General features: G+C 59.7%; 16 protein-coding genes. 9 read left to right on the top strand and 7 right to left on the bottom strand.

What is annotated here, in order from left to right; all coding sequences use genetic code 11:
• Positions 1 to 4 precede the first annotated feature (4 nt).
• Positions 5 to 748: a hypothetical protein gene (locus ACQKP4_RS20330; RefSeq protein ID WP_427635433.1), complete on the top strand. Its 744-nt coding sequence runs from the start codon at positions 5 to 7 to the stop codon at positions 746 to 748.
• A gap of 46 nt (positions 749 to 794) precedes the next feature.
• Positions 795 to 2,099: a hypothetical protein gene (locus ACQKP4_RS20325; protein WP_427635416.1), complete on the top strand. Its 1,305-nt coding sequence runs from the start codon at positions 795 to 797 to the stop codon at positions 2,097 to 2,099.
• 66 nt (positions 2,100 to 2,165) lie between these two features.
• On the opposite strand, the gene ACQKP4_RS20320 is transcribed toward ACQKP4_RS20325, so the two are convergent.
• Entirely contained in the window at positions 2,166 to 3,491 is a 1,326-nt protein-coding gene (locus ACQKP4_RS20320; protein WP_427635415.1) for a sigma 54-interacting transcriptional regulator, read from the bottom strand.
• A gap of 345 nt (positions 3,492 to 3,836) precedes the next feature.
• Between ACQKP4_RS20320 and ACQKP4_RS20315 the strand changes: the two genes are divergently transcribed.
• Together ACQKP4_RS20315 and ACQKP4_RS20310 are read left to right on the top strand one after the other, a co-directional pair.
• Positions 3,837 to 4,103: a hypothetical protein gene (locus tag ACQKP4_RS20315; protein WP_427635414.1), complete on the top strand. Its 267-nt coding sequence runs from the start codon at positions 3,837 to 3,839 to the stop codon at positions 4,101 to 4,103.
• A 253-nt stretch (positions 4,104 to 4,356) separates the two neighbouring features.
• The gene (locus ACQKP4_RS20310) at positions 4,357 to 5,646 is read left to right on the top strand and encodes a hypothetical protein (protein WP_427635413.1); all 1,290 of its coding nucleotides are present in this window, start codon (positions 4,357 to 4,359) and stop codon (positions 5,644 to 5,646) included.
• Positions 5,647 to 5,681: 35 nt separating this feature from the next.
• Here the strand turns inward: ACQKP4_RS20310 and ACQKP4_RS20305 are convergent, their stop codons facing one another.
• Genes ACQKP4_RS20305 through gnd form a run of 3 tightly spaced genes read right to left on the bottom strand, consistent with a single transcriptional unit; the run spans position 5,682 to position 9,000 of the window.
• Positions 5,682 to 6,503 (bottom strand): HAD family hydrolase, encoded by an 822-nt coding sequence (locus ACQKP4_RS20305; RefSeq protein WP_427635412.1) that lies wholly within the window; start codon positions 6,501 to 6,503, stop codon positions 5,682 to 5,684.
• Complete coding sequence (gene zwf, locus ACQKP4_RS20300; protein ID WP_427635411.1) at positions 6,500 to 8,023, bottom strand: glucose-6-phosphate dehydrogenase; 1,524 nt, start codon at positions 8,021 to 8,023, stop codon at positions 6,500 to 6,502. Before zwf ends, ACQKP4_RS20305 begins: the two co-directional genes overlap by 4 nt.
• A complete protein-coding gene (gnd, locus tag ACQKP4_RS20295) occupies positions 8,020 to 9,000 on the bottom strand; it encodes a phosphogluconate dehydrogenase (NAD(+)-dependent, decarboxylating) (protein ID WP_427635410.1) in 981 nt (326 codons plus the stop codon). The genes zwf and gnd overlap by 4 nt, the downstream gene beginning before the upstream one ends.
• A 273-nt stretch (positions 9,001 to 9,273) precedes the next feature.
• Here gnd and ACQKP4_RS20290 point away from each other — a divergent pair, with 273 nt between their 5' ends.
• From ACQKP4_RS20290 to ACQKP4_RS20275, 4 genes are all read left to right on the top strand, one after another.
• Positions 9,274 to 9,456 (top strand): DUF6026 family protein, encoded by a 183-nt coding sequence (locus tag ACQKP4_RS20290; protein ID WP_427635409.1) that lies wholly within the window; start codon positions 9,274 to 9,276, stop codon positions 9,454 to 9,456.
• A gap of 201 nt (positions 9,457 to 9,657) precedes the next feature.
• Entirely contained in the window at positions 9,658 to 11,394 is a 1,737-nt protein-coding gene (locus tag ACQKP4_RS20285) for a phosphoethanolamine transferase CptA (protein WP_427635408.1), read from the top strand.
• A 158-nt stretch (positions 11,395 to 11,552) separates the two neighbouring features.
• Complete coding sequence (locus ACQKP4_RS20280; RefSeq protein ID WP_427635407.1) at positions 11,553 to 13,784, top strand: TonB-dependent siderophore receptor; 2,232 nt, start codon at positions 11,553 to 11,555, stop codon at positions 13,782 to 13,784.
• A 98-nt stretch (positions 13,785 to 13,882) separates the two neighbouring features.
• The gene (locus ACQKP4_RS20275; protein ID WP_427635406.1) at positions 13,883 to 14,083 is read left to right on the top strand and encodes a hypothetical protein; all 201 of its coding nucleotides are present in this window, start codon (positions 13,883 to 13,885) and stop codon (positions 14,081 to 14,083) included.
• Positions 14,084 to 14,138: 55 nt separating this feature from the next.
• On the opposite strand, the gene ACQKP4_RS20270 is transcribed toward ACQKP4_RS20275, so the two are convergent.
• The 3 genes from ACQKP4_RS20270 to zapE form a co-directional block, all read right to left on the bottom strand.
• Complete coding sequence (locus ACQKP4_RS20270; protein ID WP_427635432.1) at positions 14,139 to 14,630, bottom strand: GNAT family N-acetyltransferase; 492 nt, start codon at positions 14,628 to 14,630, stop codon at positions 14,139 to 14,141.
• A 102-nt stretch (positions 14,631 to 14,732) separates the two neighbouring features.
• A complete protein-coding gene (locus ACQKP4_RS20265) occupies positions 14,733 to 15,314 on the bottom strand; it encodes a DinB family protein (protein ID WP_427635405.1) in 582 nt (193 codons plus the stop codon).
• Between the two features lie 18 nt (positions 15,315 to 15,332).
• Complete coding sequence (zapE, locus tag ACQKP4_RS20260; protein ID WP_427635404.1) at positions 15,333 to 16,451, bottom strand: cell division protein ZapE; 1,119 nt, start codon at positions 16,449 to 16,451, stop codon at positions 15,333 to 15,335.
• A gap of 201 nt (positions 16,452 to 16,652) precedes the next feature.
• Here zapE and ACQKP4_RS20255 point away from each other — a divergent pair, with 201 nt between their 5' ends.
• Positions 16,653 to 17,708, top strand: a complete 1,056-nt coding sequence (locus ACQKP4_RS20255; RefSeq protein ID WP_427635403.1) for an aldo/keto reductase — start codon at positions 16,653 to 16,655, stop codon at positions 17,706 to 17,708.
• The last annotated feature ends 247 nt before the right edge of the window (positions 17,709 to 17,955 follow it).

Genomic DNA, 17,955 nt, shown 5'->3' with positions numbered 1-17,955 from the left:
GCAGATGAAAACCTCATACTGGCTGGCCGCCGCCTGCCTGGCAGCGAGCGCTTCAGGCTATGCCAACGGCTTTAAACCCATCGAAATCAAGGATCAGGAACTCTCCGAATTACGTGGTCGTTACGTCATGCCGGGCCGGATCATCAGCTTCGGTGTGGTCATGAGCAGCACCTGGCGCAACGCCACTGGCGATCTGATCGGGGCAGCAACCTCCATGCAGATCCAGGCCGCAACGGTCAAACCCGAATTCTATGTTTCAACCATCAAGCAATCTGGTAACGGCAGCACGCCTGAACAAGGCACCGGCAATGTGATCGGTGGTGCAGGACTGGCTACCAGCCAGGGCATTTCTCAAAGCGTGCGCGCCGCTGGCGACGGCAATACGGCTTACAACAATGTCGCGATCGACGTGAAGGAAGCCAACCAGGCGCCGGCGCTCGTGCCGGGGCAAGGGCAGGCTCTGATGGCCGGGCAGACCATCACGGGCAGCAACGCCGCCGGCAGTGTCTCGGTTTCAGCCACCGGGGGTGGCGTGCAAATGGCCATTCAGGCCAACAACAACCAAGGCAGTGCCTTGCAACAAGTCGCCCAGGGCGGGCTACTGCAGAACACCCGGTTATTGGGTAACAGCAACATGGTCAACAACCTCACCCAACTCAACGTGGTGCTCAATAATAATGGCCCGAGTGCCGGCGCATTGGACTGCAACCTGACCCAACTTAATGCCCTGCGCACCTTAGGATATTGAACTACGCTGACTCTCGATCATTGGGCTTAAAGGGACGGCTTATTTCATGTATCGATCAGTATCACTGCGTGCAGTAGTTTGTTTGAGTACTCTTTTCCCGGCGGCCATGCTGCAAGCGGCGCCCGATGCGGATGTAGAGACCCTGAAACAGGAACTTCTGGAGTTAAAGCAACGATACGAAGTACAACAAAAGGCCCTGGCGGTACTCGAACAACGGGTCCGCCAGGTAGAAGAGCAACCCGCAACCCCTCAACCAAAACGCCTGGCCAAATCGCCAGCAGACATGAAGGGCAACGCAGTGGCCACGGGGACTGGCGCTGCAGCAGCATCGGGGGGCGCCGCCGGGGGCAGCGGAAGTTCCTATGGGCAATCGCTGGCCGACGATTCACAACCGGCACAGAGTGTTTCCAACCTGTATGACGAAGCCAGCGGATTCTTCGGCGGCGGCAAGTTCAGCTTTGAAACCGGGGTAACGTATTCCCGTTATGACACCCGCCAACTGATTCTCAACGGCTTCCTTGCACTGGACTCGATCTTCCTCGGCAATATCAACCTTGACCGGATCAAGGCGGATACCTGGACGCTCGACCTTACCGGCCGCTACAACTTTGATAACCGTTGGCAGTTCGACCTGAACGTGCCCGTGGTCTATCGCGAGTCGACTTACCAGTCTGGCGGCGGCAACCAGGGCGCGGCCAACGTCACGACCGAAGACACGGTCACTCGAGACCCGACCATTGGCGACGTGAACTTCGGGATCGCCTACAAATTCATGGACGAATCGGTCAACACGCCGGATGCCGTGGTTACCTTGCGGGTCAAAGCGCCGACCGGCAAGGACCCGTTCGGGATCAAGCTGCGTCAAACCGACGCCAATACCAACCTGTTCGTGCCTGACACCTTGCCGACCGGTAACGGTGTGTGGTCCATCAGCCCCGGCATTTCGCTGGTCAAAACCTTCGATCCGGCCGTGCTGTTCGGCAGTTTGACTTACACCCACAACTTCCAGGAATCCTTTGACGACATCAGTTCTACCGTCAACCAGACAACGCCTGGCGACGTGAGGATCGGTGACAGCTTCCAGATCGGCGCCGGCGTAGCTTTCGCGCTCAACGAGAAGATGAGTATGTCGTTCTCGGTATCTGACCTGGTGCAACGCAAAAGCAAGCTGAAACCCGATGGCGGCGACTGGGAATCGGTGGTCTCCAGCGATGCCAACGCCGGTTATTTCAACATCGGCATGACCATCGCGGCCACCAACAACCTGACCATCGTTCCCAACCTGTCCATCGGCATGACCGACGATGCCCCGGACTTTTCCTTCAGCCTGAAATTCCCGTACTACTTCTAACCCTTCAACCCCATGGAAAAGGCCCGCTGCGACGTCAATCGCAGCGGGCCTTTTCGTTTCCCCGCCCTAGCGGATCTGGTGCTTGTGCAGCAATCGGTAAAAGGTCGGGCGCGATACGCCCAATACTCTCGCGGCGACGCTCAGGTTATCGCTGTGCCGGTTCAATACGTCGCACAGCGCCTGGCGTTCGGCGCGGGTTTTGTAGTCCTCCAGCGTGCCCATCGGCGTGGTGAACGCCTGTTGACTGATCAGGCCCAGGTCCCGCGCTTCGATCTGCCGTCCTTCGGCGAGTACCAACCCGCGCCGCACGCGGTTGGCCAACTCGCGGACATTGCCCGGCCAATCGTGCTTGCCCATGGCAATCAATGCGTCTTCGCTGAAACTGCGCGGCCGGCGCCCGGTTTCATGGCTATAGAAATGCGAGAAGTGGTTGGCCAGCATCGATAGATCACCGTGGCGTTCACGCAGCGGCGCCGTCACCACTTGAAGCACATTCAGGCGGTAGTACAAATCTTCGCGAAAGCGCTTTTTCTCGATGGCGGCCTCAAGGTCGACGTGGGTCGCGGCGAGTACCCGCACATCCACCGGGATCGGCTGACTGCCGCCGACGCGCTCGATGTGTTTTTCCTGGAGGAAGCGCAACAGATTGGCTTGCAGCTCCAAAGGCAAATCACCGATTTCATCCAGGAACAGCGTGCCGCCGTTGGCCGCTTCGATCCGCCCCACCTTGCGTTGGTGGGCGCCGGTGAAGGCGCCTTTCTCATGACCGAACAATTCGGACTGGATCAAGTGTTCAGGGATTGCGCCGCAATTGATCGCCACGAACGGTTTGCTGTGACGCTGTGACTGGCGGTGCAACGTACGGGCGACCAGCTCTTTGCCGGTGCCGCTTTCACCCCGAATCAGGACCGGCGATTCCGTGGGCGCCAGTTTGCTGAGCAACTTGCGCAGTTCGCGGATGGGTTTGCTGTCGCCAAGCAACTCGTGCTCAGGCTGATCGATATGAATGGTGCCCTGCCCGCGCAGGCGCGCCATGCCGAACGCCCGACCCAGGGTGACCTGCACCCGGGAAACGTCAAATGGCAAGGTATGGAAGTCGAAAAACCATTCGCACACGAAGTCCCCGACATTTTGCAAACGCAGAACTTCCTGATTCAACACAGCGATCCATTCCGTACCGCTGCGACTGATCAGCTCTTTGACGGCTTCCGGACGTTCCAGGTGAAAAGGCTGTAACCGCAATAGTCCGACATCGCAGGTTTTATCCGCGGCGTGCTCCAGGGTGCAACTGTCAACATCCCAACCCACAGAGCGCAGACCGGGAAGCAAACGATGGCAATCGTCGCAAGGATCCACTACTAACAGACGTCGTAACGGGGGCGCTTCGATCATGACTGTTCCTTGGCGCCAAATTTAAGAAATATTATTAAAAACAGTCGTTTGGCGGACCTGGCTGTAACATTAGCAAGAATTTGACGTCGCCTTGTATCGTTTGACTATAGGGGCATTACCAAATTAGTTATAAGAACGCTGTTTGTTAGTTGGCTATCGAGTTTCAACCTTTCACTGCGCTTTCAAAAAGTGTCCTCTCATTGTGTAAATGAAAGAAAGTTGAAATTTCTTTTGATCGATTGTGACCCGACACCCGGTTGCGCGCATCAGTACTAGTATCGCGCCGAACGGTAAGCCCAACCGACGGCACCTCATTTGATTGGGCATATATAGAGAGAAGACCCCATGACCGCCCCGCTCCGTATCAACGAAGCTCTTTTGATTGCCGACCGCGCATTTAAACCGTTTCAATGCGTAGCGTGGGCACTACAAGATGGTACCGGTGAGCTTAGCCTGACTGTCATCGACCGCACCAACACCCGTATCGGTCGCACTCAAATCCCCAGCAGCGCCTATTGCGATCCTGCGCAACTTGAGCACTTGCTCGAACAAGCCCGCGCCGAACTGAGCCAGGGCGGCTACACCCTGCAATCGTGGTCGATGCCGCACTAATGACCCCACGCTCAAAAGATCGCAGCCGCCCACTGCGATCTTTATTGTAAAGAGCACTTCCCGCTAACTCTCGCCAGACTCTTTTTGCATGGCAGGCTGTTCATTGGTTCGAAAAGACACTGTTCTGGCACACAACGACCCTCCGCTTGTTAGTTCTAACAGTTGTGCATCCGATCATTCAGGGATTGAATGTTTTCCTTATTAGTAGCCCACCATCCCACTGGATAAAGTCGACTCGCAAGGAGCTGCGTGCATGTCAATCCAGAACGTTTTCGCCTTCCCCCTCGCACGGTCCAACACTGGCCAACTCGATACCGCTTATGCCGCGAACGGCAAGGCCCATGTCTATTTCGCGGGCAGCACGTCCAGCATGGCCAACGACTTGGCGACCGACACCGAAGGCCGACTGCTGGTGGCGGCAAAGGTCGGAACACCCGGCGGCAGTCGATTTGGCGTGGCTCGCCTGCTGGAGGATGGCTCGGCAGACTTGGGATTCGGGCTTCAAGGCAGCGTCATCGGGCAATTTGAACAGGGCTTCGAAGCCATGGCCGGCAAAGTGCGGGTGTTGGCCGACGGCAACATTCTAGTGGCGGGCCTGCATTACGAAGATGCCCATCGCACCTTCCCGGCCCTGGCGCTGTTCGATCAGCAAGGCTGTCCGGTCCAAGGTTTTGGCGACAACGGACGCTGTGTCATCCGTTTGCCGGGCGATCTTTCCAGGGGCGTGCGTGACACTTGGCTGCCACCCGGCGTACCGGGCGCCGAAGCGTGCGATGTTCAAGTGCAGGACGATGGGCGGATTCTGCTGCTCGCCAATCATCATTTCGAACTGGCCGATCACGTCGGCCTGCTGATCCGCCTCAACGCCGACGGCTCGCTGGACCCTGACTTCAACGGCCGCGGCTTTGTCATGGTCCGGCATTTGTTGATGAACTCCTGGCTGAGTTGCCTGATGGTGCAGCGCGACGGACGCATTGTGGTCGGCGGGTCAATCAACTTCCCCGAAGAGGCATTGCTGGCCCGCTATCAACCGGATGGCAGCCTCGACGAACGCTTCGCCGTCGATGGTTTCTTGAGTTTTAACTCACAGGGCCATAGCGCCCAGGTCAGCCAGGTGGTCGAACTGGAGAATGGCCAACTGCATAGTTTTGGCAGCAGCCGCGATCCGATGCAGTGCCTGTCGTTCAAGACTCACAGCAATGGCCGGCCTGACCTGCATCACAACGGCGGGCATCCACAGAGCCTGGAAATCGGCCGCAGTGGCAGCCAGTGGACCGCCGCACACCTGCAGCCCGACGGCAATGTACTGACCGTGGGTGCCACCATCGGCGGGGTCGAAGCGGATTTTATTGTGGCCAGGCACTTACCCGGCGGGCAGCTGGACCCGGCGTTTTACGATGGCGTTGGCTGGGTCCGCACGCGACTCGGTCGCAGCCTCGACACCGCCACCTCGCTGGCGGTCCAGGCCGATGCCGGCATCCTTGTCGGCGGTTATTCGCTGGATGGCAACTACCGTGCGGTGGTGGTGCGTTATCTGGGTTAGGCCGGCGGGCTCGCTACTCATGAGGATCGAGCGTATCAGCGCGGCAGGATGTAGCGCTCAATCGCCTGAGCCGCGCCGTCTTCGGTATTGGGCCCGGTGACTATGTCAGCCTGACGCTTCACCGCGTCTTCGGCCTGCCCCATCGCAATCGACAGCCCGGCGCAATGAAACATCGCCGGGTCATTGCCGCCGTCGCCCATCGCTGCCGTCTGCTCCATCGGCACACCGAGAAATGCGGCGAGCGTTGCCAGTGCGACCCCCTTGTTGGCTTGCATCGCCGTCACGTCCAGATACACCGGTTGCGAACGCGACACCTGCGCCTGGCCTTCGACCATCGGCAGCAACCGCGCCTCCAGTTCGATCAACAATTGCGTGTTGTTGCTGGTGGCGACGATCTTGTCGATGCGCGTCAGATACGGCTCGAAACTCTCGACCACCACCGGTGGATAGCCGAGGCCATGCTGCTCGCGGGGCACCATCGGGCCGTGTGGATCCTTCAGCAACCAGTCGCCACTACTGAACACCCAGACCTCGACGCCCGGCTGATCGGCAAACAGCGCCAATGCAGTTAACGCCGCCGTGGCCGGCAAATAATGCGCGACCAACAGGCTACCGTCCGGCTTGGTGATGGTGCCGCCATTGAACGCAGCGGTCGGTACATCAACGCCCAAGGCTTCAATCTGCTGGAGCATGGCTTTGGGTGGCCGGCCGGTGGCCAAGCTGAACAGCACGCCCGCCTCACGCAGGGCACGAACGGCGTCGATCGTGCGCTGGCTTAGCGAGTGGTCGGGCAGCAACAGCGTGCCGTCCATGTCGCTGAGCAAGAATCGGATGGGGTGTCGCGCAGCGTCACTCATCCGAGGCTGTGCCAGACGCGGCCATCACGGGCCAGCAACTCTTCAGCCGCTGTCGGGCCATCTTCGCCTGCGGGGTAAGGCTGAACCGTCGCATCCTGCTGCCAGGCATCGAGGAACGGCTGCACCGCACGCCAGCCATTCTCGATATTGTCGGCGCGCTGGAACAACGTCTGATCGCCGGTCAGGCAGTCGTAGATCAACGTCTCGTAGCCCGTGGACGGCTGCATTTCGAAGAAGTCCTTGTAGGCAAAACCCAGCTCGATATTGGCCATTTTCAAGGCTGGCCCCGGCCGTTTGGCCAACAAGTCGAACCACATGCCTTCGTTGGGCTGAATCTGAATCCGCAGGTAGGTCGGTTGCAGTTCATCGACCTCGGTATCACGGAACTGCGCGTACGGCGCCGGTTTGAAGCAGATGACGATTTCGGTGTCACGCACGCTCATGCGTTTGCCGGTGCGCAGGTAAAACGGCACGCCGACCCAACGCCAGTTGTCGATCATGACTTTCAGCGCGACATAGGTTTCGGTGTTGCTGTCCGGCGCCACATTGCCTTCCTCGCGGTAACCGGACAACGGCTTGCCGTCGACGTCACCGGCGGCATATTGGCCACGCACCGAGTTGGCCCGCGCTTCTTCGGTGGACCACGGACGAATCGCCCCGACCACTTTGGCTTTCTCGCCACGCACCGCGTCAGCGCCAAACGCCGCTGGCGGCTCCATCGCGACCATCGCCAACAGCTGGAACAAGTGATTGGGCACCATGTCGCGCAAGGCGCCGGTGTGCTCATAAAAACTGCCACGGGTTTCGACGCCAACGGTCTCGGCGGCGGTGATTTGCACGTGATCGATGTAGTGGTTGTTCCAGAACGCTTCGAACAGGCTGTTGGAGAACCGGCTGATCAGAATGTTCTGCACGGTTTCCTTGCCCAGGTAGTGATCGATCCGGTAGATCTGGTTTTCCGTCATCACCTTGAGCAGGCAGGCGTTCAGGGCTTCGGCGGTTTGCAGGTCGGAGCCGAACGGTTTTTCGATGACCACCCTTCTGAATGCTCCGGGCGTCTCTTGCAGCAACCCGGCGGAACCCAGACGGCGCGCCACTTCACTGAAGAAACGCGGCGCGGTGGCCAGGTAGAACACCGCATTGCCGGTGCCGGTGTCGGCGATTTTCGCCGCCAGCGCTTGATAAGTGCTGTCGTCCAGGAAGTCGCCCTGGACGTAGCTGATGCCTTTGGCCAGTTTGGCCCACAAGGCCGGGTCAAGGGCTTCATCGCCCTTGCCGACCTTGGCGGCCGCTTCGGTTCGAATGAAATCTTCAAGCTTCTGGGCAAAGCCCTCGTCACTGATAGCGTTGTGGTCAACGCCGATGATCCGCAGTCCGTCATCAAGCAGACCATCGCGACTCAGGTTGTACAACGCCGGCATCAGCAGACGCTTGACCAGGTCACCATGGGCGCCGAACAAAAACAGCGTGGTCGGTGGCGCAGGGTCTGCCTTGGATTTGTTGCGGATCAGACGAGTCATTTTTTCGAAGTCTCCACGTGGCCGCCGAAGCCGAAGCGCTGGGCCGAGAGAATCTTGTCGCCAAAGGTGCCTTGCCCGCGCGAGCGGTAGCGGGAGAACAGCGAGTTCGACAGCACCGGAACCGGCACCGATTGTTCCATGGCGGCTTCGATGGTCCAGCGACCTTCACCGCTGTCAGCCACCGAGCCGGAGTAACCGTCGAGTTTCGGATCGCTGGCGAGGGCGTCGGCGGTCAGGTCAAGCAGCCAGGACGAGACCACGCTGCCACGACGCCAGACTTCGGCGATGTCGCCGACGTTCAGGTCGAAGCGCTGGTCTTGCGGCAGGTTTTCGCTGGACTTGGTCTTGAGGATGTCGAAGCCTTCAGCGAAGGCCTGCATCATTCCGTATTCGATGCCGTTATGGATCATCTTCACGAAGTGACCCGAACCGGCAGGCCCCGTGTGGATGTAGCCACGCTCGGCACGATCGTCATCGGACTTGCGGTCCTTGGTGCGCGGGATCACGCCAAGGCCCGGTGCCAGACTCTCGAACAGCGGATCAAGGCGTTTAACCACCTCGGCTTCGCCGCCGATCATCATGCAATAACCGCGCTCCAGGCCCCAGACGCCACCGGAGGTCCCAACGTCAATGTAGTGCAGGCCTTTTTCCGACAGGGTTTTCGCCCGGCGGATGTCGTCCTTATAGAAGGTGTTGCCACCGTCGATGATGGTATCGCCGGCTTCGAGCAGGTTGCTCAGGGTGTCGATGGTCTCTTCGGTCGGCGCCCCGGCCGGCAGCATGACCCACACCGCACGCGGCTTGGCCAACCCGGCGACCAGTGCCGGGAGGTCGATGACGCCCTTGGAGCCTTCGGCGGCCAAGTTGTCGACAAAAGCGGTATTGCGGTCGTAAACGACAGTGGTATGCCCGTTGAGCATCAGGCGCCGCGCAATATTGCCGCCCATGCGGCCCAGTCCAATAATCCCGAGTTGCATGTGCTGATGCTCCCTACTGCAAATTAATGTGTGTCAAAGGTTATAGCCCAACGCGACCAATGAAGCTTAGTCCAGAGCGTCGGGATGAAGTTTCCGGGCATTGTGCCCGATCCTGATTGATAACGTCGGCAATCACTGCGAAGACACACCGACCATGAAAAATAAAAAAGTTCCATTCACCGACAAAAGAAATCAAAATCGGCGCCGATAGTGAGTCAGCACCCGATCTCGGGGCGGATTTACAGTTGAAGCACGCCATTTGCGAGGTGAGCAATGGGCACAGTACAAGCAGCACGGCCAGCACAAACCCTTTACGTCACGATCCGTCGTGATGAACTGCGCCAATTGAAAGAAGAGCGCGACCTGCTGAAACAGGAACTTGCGCAATTGCGCATGCTCACCCAGAGCAGCCCTACGCAGCCATTGCCCGTCACCCAACGCGCCCCACACGCCTGACCTCCCCCGCTTGAGTCGCAAGCAGCGCGCTGCTGTTTGCGACACGATGCCGCGCTTTTTCCCGCTCAAGCAACTAACAAAGTTTTCACACGCCCTCGGTGATACTTGCGGTCACTGTGGCCGCTCGGTATCCGCGCGGTGCCCGTTCGTCGGAGAACTGCACAGTACCGACGCTCGATGATTACTTGGCTGGAGCGCTGAATGTCTTTGTTCAAACGCAGCAAAACGACTGCGACAGGTTTCGACTGGGCCGGTTTCATCTGGCTGTTCGTGTTCTTCTGGTACTTCTCCGGAATCACCCAACTGCTGATCCAACTGACGGGCACCTCCGGGTTCACCGGGTTCCGCCAGGCCTTCGTCATGAGCGCGATCTGGCTCGCGCCGATGCTGTTGTTTCCGAAACAGACCCGCGTGATGGCCGCGCTGATCGGCGTGGTGTTGTGGGCCTGCTCCATGGCCAGCCTCGGTTACTTCTTCATCTATCAGCAGGAATTCTCGCAGAGCGTCATCTTCATCATGTTCGAGTCGAACATCTCTGAAGCGGGCGAGTACATGACCCAGTACTTTGCCTGGTGGATGGTCGCGGCGTTCCTCGCTCACACCCTGTTTGCGTACTTCCTGTGGACGCGCTTGCGTCCGGTGTACCTGCCGCGCTGGAAAGCCCTGGTCGCCGCGACCGTGATTATGGTGGCGGTGGTCGGCTACCCCTTGATCAAACAAACCGCGCGTACCGGCAGCTTCGCCGGCGGTTTCGAGAAATTCGAAACCCGCATCGAGCCCGCAGTGCCTTGGCAGATGGCCGTGGCGTATCACCGCTACCTCGACACGCTGGCCGGCATGCAAGACATGCTCGACAGCGCGAGCAAGATCGCGCCGCTGAAAAACCTCACCGACACCATGGCCAACCAGCCAGCGACCCTGGTGCTGGTGATCGGCGAATCGACCAACCGCCAGCGCATGAGCCTTTACGGCTACCCGCGTAAAACCACCCCGGAACTGGACAAGCTCAAGGATCAACTGGCGGTCTTCGACAACGTCATCACGCCGCGCCCGTACACCATCGAAGCGTTGCAACAAGTGCTGACCTTCGCCGACGAAGAAAACCCGGACCTGTACCTGTCCACGCCGTCCCTGGTCAGCATGATGAAACAGGCGGGGTACAAGACCTTCTGGATCACCAACCAGCAGACCATGACCAAGCGCAACACCATGCTTACAACCTTCTCCGAACAGGCTGACGAGCAGGTGTACCTGAACAACAACCGTAATCAGAACGCCGCCCAGTACGACGGTGACGTGATCGAGCCGTTCAACAAGGCGCTTGCCGATGCGGCGCCGCGCAAGTTGATCGTCGTGCATCTGCTCGGCACGCACATGAGCTACCAGTACCGTTATCCGCCGACGTTCGACAAGTTCAAGGATCGCCAAGGCGTACCGGACGGCGTGCACGACGATCAGGTGCCGACCTACAACACCTACGACAACGCCGTGCTGTACAACGATTTCGTGGTGTCGAGCCTGATTAAGGATTACGCCAAGTCTGATCCGAACGGTTTCCTGCTGTACCTCTCCGACCACGGCGAAGACGTGTTTGACTCGCCGGGCCACACCACGCTGGGCCGTAACGAGAACAAACCGACGGCGCCGATGTACACCATTCCGTTCATGGCCTGGGCCTCGCCGAAATGGCGAGAAACCCATGACTGGAGCTTTGCGTCCGATCTGAGCCGCCCTTACAGCAGCTCGCACTTGATTCACACCTGGGCGGACCTGGCCGGGTTGAATTTCGATGAACTGGACCGCAGCAAAAGCCTGGTCAGCGAGAGCTTCAAGCCGCGGCCATTGATGATCGGCAATCCTTATGAGCGTCAGGAGCGCCCATTGATCGACTTCAGCTTGATGAAGCCCAAACCGGACCCGTCCGTCGCGCAGCAGTAATACTTTTCAGGGGCCGATTCCGGCCCCTTTTTGCGCCCCCTCGCCTGTAGGAAACTTCCTAAAATAGTAATTATTCTCATTTGTCGCTAAATCGCCCTTCCCCGCGTCGTCTTTGAACAAACGGAAATTTTTCCCTCGAAGACAAGGAGTCGGTTGCGATGTTCGCGCCTGTTACCCGTTCCATAACGTTAACGCTTGGCCTGTTCAGTGCAGCGCTAAGCCCGGATTTGCTGGCTGAAACTGATCCAGACAAAGAACCCGCCTCCCTTGAACTGGCCGCCACCAGCGTCACCGCTGAAGGCCTGGGCATGACCACCGAAGACACCGAGTCCTACACCACCGGCGCCATGAGCACGGCGACGCGCCTGAACCTGTCAATCAAGGACACCCCGCAATCGGTGTCCGTGGTCACCCGCCAACAAATGGACGACTTCAAGCTCGACACGCTGTCCAAGGCCATGGGCCAGACCACCGGCATTGTCGTTCAGCACAATGATTCGGACCGTGTCAGCTATTCCTCCCGTGGTTATCAGATCAACAATTTCCAGATCGACGGGATGCTCAACACGTTCAGCTACATGAAGTCCGATGCCGACACCATCATCTACGACCGCATCGAAGTGGTTCGTGGCGCCGCCGGTCTGACCACGGGCGCCGGCGACCCCTCGGCGACGATCAACATGGTGCGCAAACGGCCGACGGCACAGTGGGCAGCGCAGACCGGTGTCAGCGGCGGCAGCTATGACAATTACTACAGTTATGTGGACGTCGGCGGGCCGCTGGCCTTCGACGGACGTCTTCGCGGGCGCAGCGTGCTGGCTTATCGCGACCAACATTCCTACCGCGACAAGTACCAGCTGCAACGGGAAGTCGGCTACGGCATTCTCGAGGCCGACCTGACGGACGACACGCTGCTGGCCGTGGGTTACGACTATCAGGACAAGCAGGTACAAGGCACGTCCTGGGGCACCGTGCCGTACTGGAACGCGGACGGCAGCAAAGCCAATCTCGGGCGCTCCACCAACATGGCCACGCCCTGGAGTTCCTGGCCGCTGCGCGACAAGACCGCGTTCGCCCGCCTCGAACAGCAACTGGGCGCCGGTTGGCATTTGAAGGCGGCCTACACCCATCGCGACAGTGATACCGACGGCAAGATCTACTACGCCGGTGGCGGTTTTCCGGAAGCGGACCGCAGCGGCATGGTCGCTAACGTCGCGCATATGCTCGGCACGCAGAAAATGGATGTCTACGACTTCAACATGGCGGGGCCGTATTCGTTGTTCGGGCGCGAGCACGAAATGATGGTCGGGTATGGCGAATCGCAGCGCCGGCAAAGCTCTCCCTATCTACTCGACAGCCTGGCTGCAAATTACCCGTTAGTCCCGGACTGGAAATACATGGGCGGCATTCCCAAATTTTCTGACACCGACACCGGTCTGGACGGCTCCAGCGACAACACCCGGCAAAAGGCAGGTTATCTGGCGACGCGACTGTCCCTCACCGACGACCTGCACGCCGTGCTCGGTAGCCGCTATGGCAGCTGGGAGGCGTCGAGCAAGAATCATGAATACGATGCCGACCTGCAACTGAGCAATGTCGATTCCTCCCGTCAGCAGCACAACGATATCTGGACGCCTTACGCCGGGCTGCTCTACGACCTCACGCCCGAATACACCGCGTACGTCAGCTATACCGACATTTTCCAGCCCCAGACCCAACGCGACCGCAACCGCAACTACCTGGAACCGGTGATTGGCAGCAACTATGAACTGGGGCTCAAGGGCAGCCTGATGGAGGAGCGCCTCAATCTGATGGCCGCCGTGTTCTGGAGCAAACAGGACAATGTGGCGGAACGGGATGATTCGGTGCCACCCGATCCCGCCACCGGCGAAGAGTTTTTCAAAGCGACCGGCAAGGGCAACAAAGTCCAGGGCTTCGAAACTGAACTGTCCGGCGAAGTCATGGCGGGCTGGAACATGACCGCCGGTTACACCTACACCCACTCGGTCAATGGCGAGAAGGAGCGCGTCAACACCAACCAGCCGCTGAACATGTTGCGGTTCTCCACGGCCTATCAGCTGCCCGGCGAATGGCAGGCGCTGACGGTCGGTGGCGCGGTGAACTGGCAGAGCGACGTCTACCGGCCGGCCAACCGCCCTGTCGGACGCGATGGCAATGGTCGGGTGATCACCGAACGTACCGATATCCGCCAGGAGGCGTATACCGTCGTCAACCTGATGTCGCGCTACGCGTTCGACCAGCACCTGTCGGCGTCGCTGAACGTCGATAACCTGTTCGACAAAAAGTATTACGACAACGTCGGTTTCTACAACGGCGTTTATTGGGGCGACCCGCGCACAGTGACCCTGAGCCTGGACTGGCGGCTCTGAGACGGTTAATTCCCAATTGACGGAATCGGCGGATAATGCGCGGGCGACATTGCTTCATGGATGAAAAGGCACCCAATAGACGTAGTGGGAGGCAAACCATGAAACGTACACCCCTGATCATTGCCGGTGTGATGCTGTTCAGCTCAACCGCCGTTCTCGCCGAAGGAGGCGCCGAGCGCATGCGGTATTACTTCGAAAGCCTGCGATTGAGTCAACCGGCGAATCAGAGTCAGCGGACCGATGAAGTCCGCGTCCCGGATGATCAAACGGCGCAAGTGACGGAGCACTACAAGCCGTAAAAAAAGGGCGTCCTGTTGGACGCCCTTTTCTTTGCCCGGAGGTTTACCTGAACACTTAAAGCGTTTTGGTCCAGAACAGCATGCGCCCGTGCGCCGGGTCGAACATGCCCGCGGCAAAACCGAATTTGGAGTAAGACGATTGCGCGACCGCGTTGCCTTCGAGCACTTCCAGGGTGATCTTGCAGCAACCGCGCTGACGGGCGATTTCTTCAACCTTGTGCAGCATCTTCTGACTGAGCCCGAGGCCGCGAAACTTCGGCATCACGGCCACGTCGTGCACGTTGACCAACGGTCGGCAGGCGAACGTCGAGAAGCCTTCAAAACAGTTGACCAATCCGGCCGGCTCGCCCGCGACAAAGGCCAGAACGCTGAACGCGTGCGGACGTTTCGCCAGTTCCCCCGGCAGTTGCTGCAACAGGTCTTCGGACAGCGAGTGGCCGCCGCCCATCGGGTCCTCGGCGTAAGCATTGAGCACCACGCCGATCGCTTCGGCGTGTAGCGGGTTGGTGTAGCTGGCCTGAAGCACCAGCAGGTCTGCGGCTTCCATTTCCATGGTCAACGTCCCGTCATGTGGTCGCGGCACGGCTGTCGCGACGCAAGGTCGACGGACAGTATCGCGAGCCGGCGTCGCCCACAACCCGAACCACCCTTAAACGCCCCAGATCAACGCCTCGGTCCAGCCCAACTCGGCAAAATCCTCGGCCCTGAGGTGTGCCTCGCCGACACAGAAAAACTCGTCCAGCTGCGGCGGTTTAACAGATGTGCCGCTGAGCATGGCGTGAACCTGGCCGCGATGATGAATCTGGTGTTCGAACAGGTGCGACAGCATGCGCAATCGGCTGTCATGTTGCGGCGGATCTCGGGCAATGGTGACCAGGCGAGCGAGGTCGGCGTCGCGAAGCTGCTCGCAGTAGGCGATCAGTCGGCGGTCAAGGTGTGCTTGCTCGCGCTGTAGATCGATGCCGTCGGTAAACGGTTGTTCCTCGGCGAAAAACACAAAGCAATCAGGGTGTGGCGCAGCACCGCGCAATTCGCGCTCCAGTGCATCGATGTAGAACCCGTCGCAGGTCAGGATGTGGTTGAGCGTGGCGCGCAGGCTGGGGAAGAAACTCACGCGCGGGGCCACGAGTTCCGCCGCGGTCAATTGCTTCCAGGCCTTGGCGAGCCGGTGATTGGCCCAGGCGTTCTGATAAGCCATGGTCAGCAAATGATGGGACAAGGGCTGATTCATGTTCTCGACTCCCGTGGGTCAGGCTTGGGCGAAGCGTTGCAATTGCATTTCCTGTAGACGGCTCAAGGTGCGGCGGAACGGAAACTCCAGATAGCCCTCGGTGTACAGCGCGTCCATCGGCACTTGCGACTCGAGGTACAGCGGCACTTTACGGTCGTAGCATTCATCCACCAGCGCAATGAAGCGCCGTACGCCGTCGTCATGCACCGACAATTGCGGCAGCTCGCGATCACCCGCCACCACGTGCGCGGCCGCGTCTTCGGTGCCACGGGCAATGCGTCCTTCACGTTTCTGGGCGCTGAGGTTGGGCACGTCGCTCAACAGAATCGCGCTGAAGGTATCGCACAGCGCCATGAAGTCCATGGCGGCAAAGGGTTGTTCGCACAGGTCGGCGTAGCGGCACCACAGCACGTTGGCGCTGGCCTGCACCACATTCACCGAACGGTAACCGACGGTGATTGGCTCGCTGGAAGACGATTGCTCGGCGGTCAGTGCCTTGAACACCTCAGCGAGCGCACTCGGCTGGCCATCGACCGCCACCCAATAACGCTGCAACGCCGTGCCTGGATGCAGGCGATGATCCTCACCGCCGTCGATTGCGATCACCTGCATGTGCTGCTTGATCGCCTCGATGGCCGGCACAAACCGGTCGCGATTGAAACCGTCGGCGTACAGTTGATCGGGCGGCTGGTTGGAGGTGCAAACCACTACCACGCCTTGTTCGAACATCACCTGGAACAAACGCCCGAGGATGATCGCGTCGCCGATGTCGTTGACGAACAGCTCGTCGAAACACAGCACCCGCACTTCCTCGCTCAGCTCGCGGGCCAGCGCCTTCAGCGGGTCGGCGGTGCCGGTGAGCTGGAACGAACGCTGATGCACCCACCCCATGAAGTGATGGAAGTGCTGGCGCCGGGCCGGCACTCGCAGGCTTTGGTAGAACTGGTCCATCAACCAGGTTTTACCGCGCCCGACCGGGCCCCACAGGTAAACGCCGGTGACCGGCGTGCGGCCTTCGTGCAGCGCCTCGTAGCATTTTTGCAGCGCCCACACGGCATGTTCCTGGGCTTCGTCCTGGACGAAGCCCTTCTGTTCAATGGCGTGTTGCCAGGCGCTTAGCGGAGAGTCGACATTCATGCGCGGGAGTATACGTCGCTTGGGTCGCCGCTGCCGAAGGCTGTGAGTGAGCGCGACGCGAGCAGCAGCGACAAGGCCAGTCGTCGCTCCTGTGCGCGCTGGTGAAAAAGTCTGTTGACGTCATAAATTACTAGCATCATATTTAATACATGTTGCTAGACATTTATATTCGTCCCGACGTATTTCTTCAGGAGTCACCTCATGCACTACAAGGTATTCGGCCGCAAAACCGGCTTGCGTGTTTCTGAACTGGCGCTGGGCGCCGGTAATTTCGGCACCGGTTGGGGCCATGGCGCCGAGCGGGACGAAGCCAGACGCATTTTTGACGGCTACCTGGAAGCCGGCGGCAACTTCATCGATACCGCCAATGGTTACCAGGCCGGTCAGTCCGAAGCCATGCTCAGCGAGTTCATTGCCGCCGAACGTGATCGCCTGGTCATCGCCACCAAATACACCATGGGCACGACGCCGGCCGCGGGGATTTCCCACACCGGCAACAGCCGCAAGAACATGGTCCGCGCCGTGGAAGAAAGCCTGAAACGGTTGAACACCGATCGCATCGACCTGTTCTGGGCGCATGTCAGTGATGGCGTGACGCCGATGGAAGAAATCCTCCGTGGTTTCGACGATCTGGTGCGTGCCGGCAAGATCCACTACGCCGGGCTGTCGAACTTCCCGGCCTGGCGCATCGCACGCGCCGACGTGCTGGCGGAGGTGCGCGGCTTCGCGCCGATTGTGGCGATTCAGACCGAATACAGCCTGGCCGAACGCAGCGCCGAACGGGAATTGCTGCCGATGGCTGAAGCGCTGGGGCTTGCCGCTACGTTGTGGTCCCCCTTGGGCGGCGGCTTCCTCACCGGCAAGTACCGCACCAACGACGAGAACAACCGCGCCGCCAAGCTCGGCATGCTGATTCATACCGAGAAAAGCGCCCACGAAACCGCCCTCCTCGACACCTTGCTCGCGGTGGCGGCGGAGCTTGAAGCCTCGCCGACCCACGTCGCCATTGCCTGGCTGCGGGAAAAGGCCAAACGCTCGACGACCGCGCTGATTCCGATTCTGGGTTCGCGCACCCGTGAGCAACTGGACGCGACGCTGGGCGCTTTGACGGTGCAGATGAGTGCCGAGCAGTTATCGCGGCTGGAGGGGGTCAGCAGCGTGGCGAAGGGTGTGCCGCACGAAATGATCGCCGGGTCGGTGTCGCGTTATACCGGCGGTGCCGAGACGCTCGACCTGCCGATCATCCCGGTGGCCTGAAATCCACGAGCTTGCTTGCGAATGCGGTGTGGAATTCAGCAGCGAGGCTGGCTGGATGACCGCTTTCGCGGGCAAGCCCGCTCCCACAGGGGATATGTGCCGGACGCAAACTGTGTGTCCAGCGCACCGTCATTGTGGGAGTGAGCTTGCTCGCGAATGCGGTGTGGAATTCAGCAGCGAGGCTGGCTGGATGACCGCTTTCGCGGGCAAGCCCGCTCCCACAGGGGATATGTGCCGGACGCAAACT

The sequence above is a fragment of the Pseudomonas sp. NPDC086278 genome, assembly GCF_050280905.1.
Lineage (GTDB): Bacteria > Pseudomonadota > Gammaproteobacteria > Pseudomonadales > Pseudomonadaceae > Aquipseudomonas.
Note: the sequence above shows the minus strand (reverse complement) of the source record. Positions and strands in the feature narration are given on the sequence as shown.

Bases quoted from the DNA above. Each gene is read 5' to 3' on its own strand.
- zwf (WP_427635411.1), bottom strand. From the start codon at position 8,023: ATGACTCGTCTGATCCGCAACAAATCCAAGGCAGACCCTGCGCCACCG.
- ACQKP4_RS20275 (WP_427635406.1), top strand. From the start codon at position 13,883: ATGAAACGTACACCCCTGATCATTGCCGGTGTGATGCTGTTCAGCTCA.
- ACQKP4_RS20305 (WP_427635412.1), bottom strand. From the start codon at position 6,503: ATGAGTGACGCTGCGCGACACCCCATCCGATTCTTGCTCAGCGACATG.
- ACQKP4_RS20310 (WP_427635413.1), top strand. From the start codon at position 4,357: ATGTCAATCCAGAACGTTTTCGCCTTCCCCCTCGCACGGTCCAACACT.
- ACQKP4_RS20255 (WP_427635403.1), top strand. From the start codon at position 16,653: ATGCACTACAAGGTATTCGGCCGCAAAACCGGCTTGCGTGTTTCTGAA.
- ACQKP4_RS20280 (WP_427635407.1), top strand. From the start codon at position 11,553: ATGTTCGCGCCTGTTACCCGTTCCATAACGTTAACGCTTGGCCTGTTC.
- gnd (WP_427635410.1), bottom strand. From the start codon at position 9,000: ATGCAACTCGGGATTATTGGACTGGGCCGCATGGGCGGCAATATTGCG.
- ACQKP4_RS20330 (WP_427635433.1), top strand. From the start codon at position 5: ATGAAAACCTCATACTGGCTGGCCGCCGCCTGCCTGGCAGCGAGCGCT.
- ACQKP4_RS20290 (WP_427635409.1), top strand. From the start codon at position 9,274: ATGGGCACAGTACAAGCAGCACGGCCAGCACAAACCCTTTACGTCACG.
- ACQKP4_RS20325 (WP_427635416.1), top strand. From the start codon at position 795: ATGTATCGATCAGTATCACTGCGTGCAGTAGTTTGTTTGAGTACTCTT.
- ACQKP4_RS20285 (WP_427635408.1), top strand. From the start codon at position 9,658: ATGTCTTTGTTCAAACGCAGCAAAACGACTGCGACAGGTTTCGACTGG.
- zapE (WP_427635404.1), bottom strand. From the start codon at position 16,451: ATGAATGTCGACTCTCCGCTAAGCGCCTGGCAACACGCCATTGAACAG.
- ACQKP4_RS20315 (WP_427635414.1), top strand. From the start codon at position 3,837: ATGACCGCCCCGCTCCGTATCAACGAAGCTCTTTTGATTGCCGACCGC.
- ACQKP4_RS20320 (WP_427635415.1), bottom strand. From the start codon at position 3,491: ATGATCGAAGCGCCCCCGTTACGACGTCTGTTAGTAGTGGATCCTTGC.
- ACQKP4_RS20270 (WP_427635432.1), bottom strand. From the start codon at position 14,630: ATGGAAGCCGCAGACCTGCTGGTGCTTCAGGCCAGCTACACCAACCCG.
- ACQKP4_RS20265 (WP_427635405.1), bottom strand. From the start codon at position 15,314: ATGAATCAGCCCTTGTCCCATCATTTGCTGACCATGGCTTATCAGAAC.